The sequence below is a fragment of the Streptomyces roseoverticillatus genome (assembly GCF_000719265.1).
GTDB lineage: Bacteria > Actinomycetota > Actinomycetes > Streptomycetales > Streptomycetaceae > Streptomyces > Streptomyces roseoverticillatus.
Genome location: NZ_JOFL01000006.1, coordinates 246,388 through 259,268, shown reverse-complemented (window position 1 = coordinate 259,268; position 12,881 = coordinate 246,388). Strand labels below are relative to the sequence as shown.

Annotated in this window: 1 protein-coding gene (running past one end of the window); it reads right to left on the bottom strand. The window is 75.8% G+C overall.

Going from position 1 to position 12,881, the window contains the following annotated elements; all coding sequences use genetic code 11:
• Window positions 1-19: 19 nt before the first annotated feature.
• Window positions 20-12,881: the 3' portion of an SDR family NAD(P)-dependent oxidoreductase gene (locus tag IF61_RS0108425; protein WP_030365645.1), read on the bottom strand. The gene runs 6,554 nt beyond the window's last position; only the last 12,862 of its 19,416 coding nucleotides appear in the window; its start codon lies beyond the right edge, outside the window; its stop codon occupies window positions 20-22.

The following is a 12,881-nucleotide window of genomic DNA, read 5'->3' as shown; positions in this document are numbered from 1 at the left end:
TCTTTCCTTCCGGCATGCTTTAGAACTTGAGCTCGAAGAACGGCGCGGGCAGTTCCGCCGCCGCGGCGGGGCGGTCGGCTTCCACGGGCGCCTGGGCGCGCACTTCGGAGGGCGTTTCGGAGGGCGCTTCCACGGGCGCGTCGAACCAGAACCGGCGCCGCCGGTAGCGGGGCGGGTCCAGCGGCGAGCGCGTCGCCACGTGCTCGTCCGGCGCCTGACGCACCACCATGTGCGCGTTGGTGCCGCCGAACCCGAAGGAGCTGACGGCGCCGCGGCGCGTCCCGTCGCGGCCGGTGAACGCGCGCGGCTCCCGTACGGGGAACAGCGGCGACTCGTCGAACCGGAAGCGCCGGTTGAGGGTCTCGCAGTGCAGCGTCGGCGGCAGCTGCGCGTGGTGGACCGACAGCACGACCTTCATCAGGCCGGCCATGCCCGAGGCGCTGAGGGTGTGCCCGATGTTGGTCTTCACGCTGCCGACGCCGCAGAACCCGGTCTCGTCGGTGAAGCCGCGGAACGCCTCGGTGAGCGCCTTCAGCTCCATCGGGTCACCGATCATGGTGCCGGTGCCGTGCGCCTCCACGTAGCCGATCCGGTCCGCGGCGACGCCGGCGTCGGCCCAGGCCGCCTCGATCACGTCCCGCTGGGCCCGCGGGTTCGGGGTGGTGATGCCCATGGTGCGGCCGTCGTTGTTCACGGCGCTGCCCTCGATGACCGCGTAGATCCGGTCGCCGTCGCGCACCGCGTCGGCCAGGCGCTTGAGCAGCATCGTGCCGGCGCCCTCGCCGAGGACGATGCCGTCGGCCCGCTCGTCGAACGTACGGCAGCGGCCGGTCGGCGAGAGCGCGCCCGCACCGCTCATGCCGACGAACGGCACCTCGTCGAGGAGGATGTCGACGCCGCTCGCGAACGCCAGGTCCGACTCCCCCGTCCGCAGGCTGCGCGCGGCCATGTGCACCGCGACGAGCGCGCTGGAGCAGGCCGAGTCGACGACGACGGCCGGCCCGCGCAGGTCGAGGTAGTGCGACAGCTGCGCGGCGATGAAGTTCTGTGCCATCCCGCTGATCGAGTGCGGTCCGGCGGCGCCGTGGTGCGCACCGAAGTTCGCGCTCCGGGCGCCCGCGAAGACGCCGACGCGCCGGCCCGCGACCTCCTCGGGCGTGAGCCCGGCGTCGGCCAGGCACTCCGCACCGGTCTCCAGGACCTGCCGCACCAGGGGGTCGACGTGCGGGGCCGCGGCCGGGTCGAGGCGGAAGTACTCGGGGTCGAAGTCCTCGATGCCGTCGAGGAAGCCGCCCCACTTGCTGACGGTGGTGCCGGGCTCCGGCACGGGCCGCCACAGGCGGTCCGCGTCCCACCGGGACGCCGGCACCTCGGTCACGGAGTCCGTCCCGGACACGAGGTTCCGCCAGAACGCCCGGTGGTCGGGCGCGCCGGGGAAGTGCGCGGCGATGCCGACGACGGCGATGGCGCCGTCCTCGTCACGCGCCGCTTCCGGCACGGCCGCGGCCGCGGGGGCCGCGACGGTCGTCGCGACGACCGGCTCCGCGCCCGACTCCCGGGCCGGCTCCGCGAACGCGGTGGCCGGGACCTCGTCCCGCAGGGCCGCCGCGAGGAGCGTCACGGTCGGGTTCTCCAGGATGGCCGACGGCTCCGCGACGACGCCGAGTTCGCGCTCCAGGGCGGCGAGGATCTGGGCGACCATGATCGAATCCACGCCCAGGTCGGCGAAGTCCTCGTCCGGTCCGATCTTCGCCGCGTCCATGCGGAGGGTCGAGGCGAGCACCTCGGTCACCTTCCGGACCAGGCCGGTCCCGGCCGGGGCGGCGGGCGCGGCGGCCGCGGGGGCGGCCGCGGCAGGGGAACCGGGCTTGCGGCCGGGCGCCGGCACCGCGAGGAGCGCGGCGGCGTCGAAGCGCGCGGCGTCCACGACGCACGGCAGGACGACCGGGTCGGCCCCGGTCATGGCCCGGTCCAGGAGGGCGAGCCCCGTCTCCGGGTCGAGGGTCCGCAGGCCCAGGTCCCGGTAGGCGGGGGTGTCGACCTCGGGCATGCCGGCCGACTGCCAGCTCGGCCACTGGAGCGACCTGACGAGGGGTCCGCCGGTGGCGGCCCGGTACTCGGCGACGCGGTCGAGCGCGGAGTTGGCCAGCGCGTAGTCGCTCATGCCCACGGCCAGCGCGGGCACCTGTCCGGCGATGGACGAGTACAGCACGACGAAGCGCAGCTGGTCGTTCACGCATGCGTCCAGGACGGCCTGCAGACCGGTCGTCTTCGGTTCGAGCACCTGCTGGACGTCCTCGATCCGCTTGCCGACGAAGGCGGGGTCGCGCATCACGCCGAGCCCGGCGCAGTGCACGATCCCGGCGATCGGGCCCATCTGCTGCCGGGCCCGGTCGAGGACCTCGGCGATCCGGTCCGACGGGGCGGCCTCGATCGTCACCCGCACGCCGGGGCGTTCGAGCGCCATGAGGTCGCGCAGGCGCGCCGCGAGGGCCGCGTCCGTGCCGGGGTCTGCGACGAGCGCGGGCCACGTGTCGCGGGCGGGCATCGGCGAGCGGCCGAGCAGGACGAGCCGGTCGGCTCCCCGCTCGATAAGCCGCGCGGCGACCAGCCGGCCGAGCGCGCCCGTGCCGCCGGTGATGACGACGGTCCGGCCGGCCAGGTCCGCCGACCAGCCGGCGGACGCCGGGGCCGGGGCGGCCGGGCGCAGTACCGGACGGTGCCGCACCCCCGCCCGGACGCAGGCCTCGGTCACCGGGTCGGTCGCCGCGAGTTCGGCGGCGACCGCCGACCGCACGGCGGCAGGCGTAAGGGTGTCGAGGTCGAGGGTGCGGGCGAAGACGCCGCGGTACTCGGCCGTGAGCATCCTGACCAGGCCGGCGAACGCGGCGCCGCGCAGCGTCGGCCGCTCGGTGCGGAACGTCGTCAGGCCGCGGGTCAGGTGCAGGTAGGCGAGACCGCGGGTGCGGTGCGCGCCGACGAGGTCGCGCAGCAGCGCGATCCGGAACGGGTCGGCGGTCGCGGCGGCGACCGGCACGGCCGAGGCGTCGGCCATGTCGATCACGGCGTCCACCCGGCCGGCCGACTCCACGATCCGCGCGCGGGCGGCGTCGCCGCCGCCGTTCCCGGCTTCGTCGATCCGGACCACGACGGCGCCGGGCCCGAAGGCCGCGGCGGCGCCGGGATCGGTCTCGGCTCCGACCAGGACCATGAGCCTGCCCGGCAGTTCGCCCTGCGGCAGCGGAGCGGCCTCCCAGTCCTTCACCAGCAGCAGGGAGGAGTTTCCTTGCTCGTCCTGTCGTACGTCCGCAGCGGCGGCGGCCGGGAGCCAGTGCCGTTCGCGGGCGAACGGATAGGTGGGCATGGAGGTCAGCGGCGGCCGGCCGGTGCGCAGTGCGCTCCAGTCGATGCCGGCGCCTTCCTCCCAGAGCCGCGCGAGCCGGTCGAGCCGTCCCTCGCGGACCAGGCGCGCCAGGTAGCTCGTGCCCTCCGGCTCGGACAGCCACCCGTGGTCGCCGTCGGAGCCGCCGTGGGCACGGCCGCCGTCGAGGAAGGCGACCAGCCGCGCGCGCAGGTCCCCCGTCGAGCGGGCGACCACCGCGAGGCGCACCGCCATGGGGATGCGCCCGGTCTGGGAGGTGCGGGCGAGCGAGGCCAGCGGCGGGACGTCCTCGCCGTCGAGGAACGCGACCGTCGCCGCCGCGTACCGGCGCAGGGCGTCCTCGTCGCGGGCGGAGAGCAGGAACACCTCTTCCGCTTCGCCGTCCGCGACGACGGAGGCCGGCGCGGCGGGCGCCTCCTCCAGGACGACGTGGGCGTTGACCCCGCCGAAACCGAACGAGCTGACCCCGGCGCGCAGCGGCAGGGGTGCCCCGCCGGCGTCCGCGGGCTCCCACGGGGCGGCCTCCAGCACGGGCCGGAACGGCGTGCCGGTGAGGTCGATCAGCGGGTTGAGCTTCTGCAGGTGCAGCGTCGGCGGCAGCGTGCGGTGGCGCATGGCCAGCACCACCTTGATCACGCCCGCGATGCCCGCGGCGGGCTCCAGGTGGCCGATGTTGCTCTTCACGGTGCCGATGCCGCACGGGGTGGCCGGTCCGGCGCTCAGGGTGCGGTGGGCGCGGGTCAGGCCGTCGATCTCCACCGGGTCGCCGAGCGCGGTGCCGGTGCCGTGGAGTTCGACGTAGGACAGCGTCTCGGCCGGCACCCCGGCGTCCCGGTAGGCGTCGACCAGCAGATCGGCCTGTGCCAGGGGGTTGGGGGCGGTCAGCGAGGAGGCGTGCCCCCCGTGGTTGACGGCGCTGCCGCGGATCACCGCGTGCACCCGGTCGCCGTCGGCGAGGGCGCGCGAGAGCGGCTTGAGGATGACCACGCCGACGCCCTCGCCCTTGACGTAGCCGTCGGCCCGCGCGTCCAGCGCCTTGCAGCGGCCGTCGGGGGCGAGCACGCCGAGCTGGTTGCCGGCGACGACGGTCTGCGGCGACAGCACCAGGCTCACGCCGCCGGCGATCGCCATCTCGCTCTCCCCGCTGCGCAGTGCGCGCACGGCGCGGTGCAGCGCCACCAGGGAGCTGGAGCAGGCGGTGTCGACGCTCTCGCTGGCGCCCTTGAGGTCCAGCAGGTACGAGATGCGGTTGGCCAGCATGGTCCGCGCCAGCCCGGTGCCGGCGTGGGGGTTCACCTGCTCGCCCTGCAGGACCATCGTCTCGTAGTCGTTGAACTGCACACCCGCGAAGACGCTGACCCGGCGGCCGGCGAGCCGGTCGGGCCGGCAGCCGGCGTCCTCCAGCGCCGCCCACGTCTGTTCGAGGAACAGCCGGTGCTGCGGGTCCATGACCTCGGCCTCGGCGGGCGAGAGCTTGAAGAACCGCGGGTCGAAGCGGTCGACGTCGCTCAGGAAGCCGCCCCAGCGCGCGGTGCCGCCGAAGCGCCGGGAGACCTCCTGCCAGTCCCACCGGTCGGCGGGCGTCTCGGTGATCAGGTCACGCCCTTCGGCGAGGTTCCGCCAGAACTCCTCCAGTCCGGGCGAGCCGGGGAAGCGCCCGGACATGCCGATGATGGCGACGGCGTCGCCGTCGGCGGGCGTGACGGCAGGGGCGGCGACGGCCGGCTCTTCGACCGCGGCGGCGGGTGCGGGCGCGGCGACGGCCACGGCTGCCGGGTGCGCGTCGCGCTCCAGCAGGCCGGGGTGCTCCGACAGCAGGTGACGGGCCAGCTTCTCGATCGTGTTGGCGCCGAACAGCGTCGTCGTCGGCACCGAAACGCCGTAGCGCTCCTCCAGGGCCACGGACAGGGACTGGAGCCCGAAGGAGTCCAGACCGTACTCGCCGAAACCGGCCTCCGGGTCGAGGTCCCGCGGCGCCAGGCCGACGAGTTCCGCGACCATCGTCCGCAACAGGCCGGTCAGACCGGTCAGATCGGCCGGTGCCGTCGACGCCGCGCCGGTCTGCGGGGCGACCGACTGCGGGGCGCGGACCGCGGGCTCGGTCTCCCGGATCCGCATCGCCTCGACGCGCTCGCGCATCCGCTCGGGTTCGCCGGGCAGGACGGCGACCTGGGGCCGGTCCAGCCGCAGTACGAGGTCGAGGAGCCGCTCGCCCTCGTCGGCCTCCAGGTAGCGGAAGCCGGTGCCGGCGAGGTAGCGGCGCTCGTCGTCGGCGTCCACGTGCATGCCTCCTGCACGCCACATGGGCCAGTCGACCGAGACCGTGCGGCCGCTGCGGCGGCCGGCCCGGCGCAGCACTTCGCGCTCCTCGGCGAAGCCGTCGAGGAAGCGGGCGCCGACCGCGTAGTCGACGAGGCCGTAGTCGCCGAGCAGTCCGGCGAGGGACGAGTACAGGACGAACACGTCGAGCTGTTCGTCGCGGGTCACCTCGTCGAGCACGCGCGTGCCCTCGAAGCGCGCCCGCAGGTGGGTGCGGAACTCCGCGACGTCCTTGTCCGGCAGAGGGGTGCGCGAGGCGGTCGCGGCGAGGTGGAAGACGCCGTGCAGGGCGCCCCACTCGTCCTTGACGGCCGCCACGACCCGGGCCATGGCGGCGGGGTCGTCCACGGACGCCTGGAAGTACCGGACGTCACCGAGCGCGCGCAGTGCGGCGAGCTCGGCGGCGCGGTCCCCGGCGGAGGACCGGCCGGTGACGGCCACCCGGGCACCGCGCGCCAGCAGCGTGCGGACGAGCAGCAGGCCGAGCCCGCCGGCGCCGCCGGTCACCAGGTGGACGCCGCCCGGACGCAGGGGCGAGTCCGTGACGGGGCGGGCGGAGGTCTCCGAGAGCACGCGCACGGCACGGGCGGTGGCCGAGAGACGGATCGCGGCTCCGGAGAGCCGTCCGGCCGTCACCTCGGCGATCAGGGCGTCCGGTGCGACGCGGCCGGCGACGTGCACGACGCCGAAGGCCGTGCCGGGGAGGGCGGCGCGCAGCGACGCGTCGAACCCGCCCCACGCTTCCGCCAGGGCGCCCTCGGGCGCCAGGACCTGGATGCGTGCCGCGGCGCGGGAGGGCGCGGCCGTCATGGCCTGTACGAGCAGGAACACCGACTCGAAGCCGAGGTCCTGGCGGTCCGGTTCGAGCAGTGGCCACTGGTGCACGATCCGGTCCGCCGGCGTCGCGAGCAGCCGGGCGTAGTCCTCGGGCTCGCCGGGGCGGATCGTGACGGTGGAGCCGTCGTCCGCGTACGCGGATCCGGCTTGTACGTGGACGGCGCCGGGCACCGGCAGGTCGCCGAAGACCAGCACCCGGCCCGCGTGCGGCGCGGCGGCCGGCACGGGCTCGGCCACCCACCCGGCGGCGAAGAGGCTGACGGGCGCGGCTTCGCCTGCGGCGGGCACGGAGGCGGCCCCGGTCGCGGATTCGGTCGCTGCCCCGGTCGCAGACCCCGGTGCGGACCCGGTCACGGATCCCGTCGCAGACCCGCGTGCGGCCTCCGCCGACAGCGCACGGGTGCCGGACGGCATGGGCGCCGCACCGGGCCCCGAGGCAGCGGCCGGCGCCGCTCCGCTCCGCTCCTTGCCAGTCGTCGCCGGCGAGGCGCCGTCGGTGAACCAGTGGCGCTCGGCGGCGAAGGGGTACGGCGGCAGGGAGCGCAGCTTCGGCGTCCCCGTCGTGCGGGCGGACCAGTCGACGGTCGCGCCGCGCGCCCAGGCCGCGGCGGTCTCGTCGTCGCCGTGGCCGTCGAACGGCGCGCGGTCGGCGTGCCGGTCGACGTGGCCGACGTGGACGCCGGAGGGGTCTCCGGCGAGGAAGCGGCGGAGCGTGGCCACCGCGTGCTCGCCGGAGTCCGCGACGAACGCCAGGCGTTCGGCGTGTTCCGTGCGGCCGGCCTGGAGCGTGTGCGCGGTGCCGGCGAGGTCGTGGGACCAGGTGTCCCGGGCGTCCACGAGCGCCTGCGCGGAGGCGCGCAGTTGCTCGGAGGTGCGGGCGGAGAGGGTGACGACGGCCGGGCCGCCGTCCGAGGCCGGCTCGTCGGCCGGGTACTCCTCCAGCACGACGTGGGCGTTGACCCCGCCGTAGCCGAACGAGCTCACGCCGGCGCGGCGCGGTACGCCGGGCGCGGCGGGCGCCCAGGCGCGGCCGTCCACGGCGATCTCGAACGGCGTGCCGTCCAGGGCCAGGTGGGGGTTCCGCTCCGGGCCGTGCGGGTCACCGGTGATCCGCCCGTGCCGCATGGACAGCAGGACGCGCAGCACGGCCGCGATGCCCGCCGCCGGCTCCAGGTGGCCGATGGTGTTCTTCAGCGCGCCCAGGGCGCAGTGCGCAGCGGCCGGCGCGGGGTGGCCCCAGTCGCGGTAGAGCTCGGTGAACGCCTGGCGCAGGCCGTTGGTCTCGGCGGGGTCGCCGATGACCGTACCGGTGCCGTGCGTCTCGATGTAGCCGATCGTGGCGGGGTCGACGCCCGCCTCGCGGTGGGCCCGCACGATGACCTCGGCCTGGGCCCGCGGGTTGGGGGCCGTCAGCGAGTTGGACCGGCCGCCGTGGTTGACGGCGGTGCCGCGCAGCACGGCGAGGACGGGGTTGCCGTCGGCCAGGGCGCGGCTGAGCCGCTTGAGGACGACGGCGCCGACGCCCTCGCCGCGCACGTACCCCGCGGCGTCCTTGTCGAAAGCCCGGCCCACGCCGTCCGGGCTGAGCATCCCGGCCCGTTCGAGGGAGGCGAAGGTGACGGGCGACAGCATCAGGCTGACGCCGCCGGCGACGACGGTGTCGCAGTGGCCGAGCCGCAGCGCCTCGGCGGCGCGGTGCAGGGCCACGAGCGAGCTGGAGCAGGCCGTGTCGACGGGCTCGCTGGGGCCGCGCAGGTCGAGGTGGTAGGAGATGCGGTTGGCCAGCATGGACGGGGTCAGCCCGGTCGAGGAGTACGCGTCGGTGGCCGTGCCGGAGCGCTGCACCAGCTCGGCGTACTCGGAGGAGCCGACGCCGACGAAGAGCCCGGTGTCGGTTCCGGCGAGGCGGGCCGGGTCGATGCCCGCGTCCTCCAGCGCCGCCCACACCGTACGCAGCAGCATCCGCTGCCGGGGGTCCATCCAGCGGGCCTCGCGCGGCGAGATGCCGAAGAACAGCGGGTCGAAGCGGTCGATGTCCGGCATGAAACCGGCCCGGGTGACCCGGGTGCGGTCGGGGTGCCGCGCCGGGTCCCCGTAGTGCGCACGGCTGTCCCAGCGGTCGGCGGGCACCTCGCTGAAGAGGTCGCCGCCGCGCTGCAGGGCGGTCCAGAACGCGTCCAGGTCCTGCGCGCCGGGCAGCGTCCCGGCCATGCCGACGATCACGACCGGGTCGTCGGCGGCCGGGGCGGGGGCGGACACGGCGGGAGCGGGCTCGGCCGACGGCGCTGCGGCGGCCGCGGCCGCGGGGTGTTCGGCTTCCAGCCACGCGGCGAGCGAGGCCGGGGAGGGGGTGGCGAGCAGCTGGTCGGGGCCTACGGACACGCCGAAGGCGTTCGAGACCTCGTCGGCGAGCCGGATCAGGCTCAGCGAGTCCAGGCCGTGCTCGTGGAAGGAGCCCGCGGGGTCGAGGTCGGTGACCGGGTATCCGCTGACCGTGCCCAGCAGGCGCAGCACCGTACCGAGCGTCTGACCGTCCCGCGCACAGGCCGGCAGGGCGGCCGGGGCCGCCGGGGCGGCCGCCGGAGTGACGGCGTCGATCCAGCAGCGGGTCCGTGCGAACGGGTAGCCGGGCAGGGACAGCGGGCGCACCGGGCCGTCATAGGCGGCGGCCCAGTCGACGACCTCGCCGCCGGCCCAGCGGCGCGCCACGCCGTCCGGATCGGCCGCGGAGGGCACGGTGGCCGCGCCGGGCTCCGCCGTGACGACGGCGGTGTGCCCGGTGGGCCGGCCGGAGAGGAAGGCCTCCAGGGCATCGGTGAGTTCGCGGGCCGAGCGCGCGGCGACGGCGAACCGGTGGGCCATGGCCTCCCGGCCGGTCTGCAGGGTGTACGCCAGGCGGACGAGGTCCGCGTCGCCGGTGCCGCCGGCGCGGCGGGCCAGTTCGCGCAGGGTCGTCCCGCCGTGCACGGTCCCCGGGTGTACGGCGTCGCCGAGGCCGATCAGCCGCACGATCGTGGCCGGGTCGAGCCCCAGCTCGTCGAGCGGTTCGTCCACCGCCGTGACGGGCACGCCGGCAGCGGCGGCGATGTCCTCGGGCGCGACGCCGGAGGCCGGCGTGCGCAGCCAGGCGAGCGTCCGCTCGACCACGCCGCGCAGGCCCTCCGCGTCGCGTGCGGAGAACGGGAAGACGGCCGGGCCCGAGACGGCCCCGCTCCGGGCGTCCTCGCGGTACTCCTCCACCACGAGGTGCGCGTTGGAGCCGCCGGCGCCGAAGGCGCTGATGCCGGCGCGCAGCGGACCGGCGCCCTGCCACGGCGCGAGGTCGCGCTGGACGCGGAACGGCACGGAGTTCCAGTCGACGGCCGGGTTGAGGGTGTCCGCGTGCAGCGACGGGGCCAGTTCGCGGGCCTTCATCTGGAGCAGCACCTTGGTGAGGGCGGCGACGCCCGCGGCCGACTCCAGGTGGCCGACGGAGGACTTCACCGAGCCGATGGCGACCGAGCCGGGCGGCAGGGCGCCGAACGCCCGGGACAGCCCGGCCACTTCGGCCGGATCGCCGAGCGCGGTGCCGGTGCCGTGCGCCTCGACGTACGACACGCTCGCCGGCTCGGCGCCGGCCCGCCGCAGTGCCTCGGCGATGACCTCGGCCTGGGCGGACGGGCTCGGCACGGCGAACCCGCCGGTCTTGCCGCCGTGGTTGACGGCGCTGCCGAGGATCACGCCGAGGATCCGGTCGCCGTCGCGCTCCGCGGCCGCCAGCGGCTTGAGCAGGACGGCGCCGACGCCCTCGCCGGGCACCATGCCGTCGCCGTCGGCCGCGAAGCTGCGGCAGCGGCCGCTCTCGCCGGTGAAGCCGCCGGCCGCGAGCTGACGGTACTTGCGCGGGTGCGGGGCGAGGTTGACGCCGCCGGCGAGCGCGTAGTCCGCGTGCCCGGCCGCCAGGGCCTCGCAGGCGAGGTGAATGGCCGTCAGCGACGACGAGCACATGGTGTCGATCGCCAGGCTCGGCCCGTGGAAGTCGAAGAAGTACGAGACCCGGTTGGCGATGGAGGCGTACCCCATGCCGCCCGCGAGGCCCCGCTCGTCCTCGAACAGCTGGTAGTGCCCGTACATGACGCCCACGTACACGCCGACGCGGCTGCCGCGCAGGCGCGCCCGGGTGTATCCGGCGTCCTCCATGGCGTGCCAGGAGGTCTGGAGGAAGAGGCGTTCCTGCGGGTCGGTGAGCTCGGCCTCGCGCAGCGACATCTGGAAGAAGCGGGGGTCGAACTCGTCGATGCCGTCGAGGAAGCCGCCCCAGCGGCCGGGCTTCTGCCCGTCCACGTCGGCCATGTCGCGGTGGTCCCACCGGTCGGCCGGCACCTCGCGCACGCAGTCGCGGCCGGCGCGCAGGTTCGCCCAGAACGCGTCCGGGTCGTCGGCCAGGGGGTAGCGGCCCGCGATGCCGACGACGGCGATGCGCTGGTCGGCCGCGGGGCGGGACTCCTCCGGAGTCCGCTCGGCGACCCGCACGGCCGGGGCCGCGGCGGGCGCGGGCGCCTCGGGCAGCAGGGCGCGCACGCGGTCGGCATGCCGGTCGGCCAGGTGGTCGGCGATCTCGCGGATCGTCGGGTACTCGAACAGCAGGGTCGCCGGAAGCTCCCCCATGCGCTCGGACAGCACGTCCACGATCTGGGGCACGGTCAGCGAGTCGACGCCGAAGTTCTCGTACGTCTCGTCGAGCCAGAGCCGGTCGCGCGGCACCTGGAGGATCCGCTCGAAGGCGTCCTTCACGTACTCCTGGGCGGCCGCGGCCAGCGCCTCGGCGCCCCCGCCGGACGACGCCGGCGGCTCGGCGGCGCGTGCGGGCTCCCCGGCGCGCGCCGGCGTCGCGGCGGCCGTGACGGCGGCCGCGGGCACGGCGGCCGGGGGCACGGCGTCCGATGCGGTGTGCGCGAGCACCACGTGCTGGGTCAGCCCCTCGTCGGCCGGCAGGGCGCGGCTGCGGGCGAACCCGGCGAGCGCCAGCGCCTTGCGCCAGCCGGGCGCGGAGAGCAGGGGTGAGCCGGGCAAGCGCAACTCGGCGTCGCGGTGCAGCCACCAGCCGTCGAGCAGGCCGAAGGTGAGGGTGGCGGTCAGGACGTTGCTGCTGGCCTCGTTGAGCACCAGCCGCCCGCCGGGCTTGAGCAGCCACGCCACCGCGCGCAGGGTGCCGAGCAGGTCGGCGGTCGCGTGCAGGACGTTGGCGGCCACGACCAGGTCGGCGCTGCCGGGCTCGAAGCCCTGCGCCGCCGGGTCGCCCGAGACGTCGAGCTGCTGGAAGCGGACGAACGGGTGCTCCTCGGCGAACCGCTGCCGTCCGTGCTGCAGGAAGGCGCGGGAGATGTCGGTGTAGACGTACGTGACGTCCGCGCCCGAAGCGGCGAGGGCGGGCAGCACGCTCGCGGTGGTGCCTCCCGTGCCCGCGCCGATCTCGACGACGGTCAGCGGGCCGTCGTGGCCGGTCAGGTGGTCCAGGACGCCGCCGACGACGAGCTCGTTGGCGCGGTCGACGACCGGGCTGCCCCGGTAGGCGCCTTCCACGAGTGCGGTCGAACCGCCCGGGAACATCACGTCGGTGGCGCGGACGGTGCCGCGCATGACGCCGAACAGGTTCTGCATGCACGGGCGCAGGAGCCGGTCGAAGCGGTTGAGGGCCGGCTTCTGCTCGCACAGCGCGACGAGGTCGCCCTCGGGGTCCTCGGCGGCCGGGCGCCCGGCGGGGGCGAACTGCCCGTCGCGGTCGTTCAGGTGGCCCGACAGGGTCAGCTGCCGCAGGAGCTCGGCGAAGAGCCTGCCGTGGGCGGGGACGACGCGCAGCCGCTCGGCGAGGGCCGCGGGGGTCCACTGCTCGGTCGCGGTCAGGAAGACGCCTTCCTGCCGGAAGAGCGTCCACAGCCAGCCGCACATGACCTCGGTCAGGCGGGCGTCGTCGGCCTCGGTGAGCAGGCGGGCGACGGGCGGGAGGGCCGCCAGCGACGGCACCAGAGAGGTGTCGTTCGCCGGTGCCTCACCGTCCGCGGGGCCGTCCGTGCGTTGCTGCGCGCCGACGGCGGCGAGGGCGGAGGCGTCGGCCTTGACCACGACGACCTGACGGTCCTGGCGTCCCAGTACGGCGTGCACGGCGGCCATCCCCTCCTCCGGGGTGATCGAGTGGATTCCGGCGGCCGCGAGCCGGCTGCGGTTGCGCTCGTCGGCGACGATGCCGACGGTCCCCCAGTAGCCCCAGTTGATCACGGCGACCCGGGCGCCCAGCACGTCGTCGAGGTGGTGGGCGAAGGCGTCCTCGAAGGTCGACCCGGCCGCATAGTTGCTCTGGCCGGCG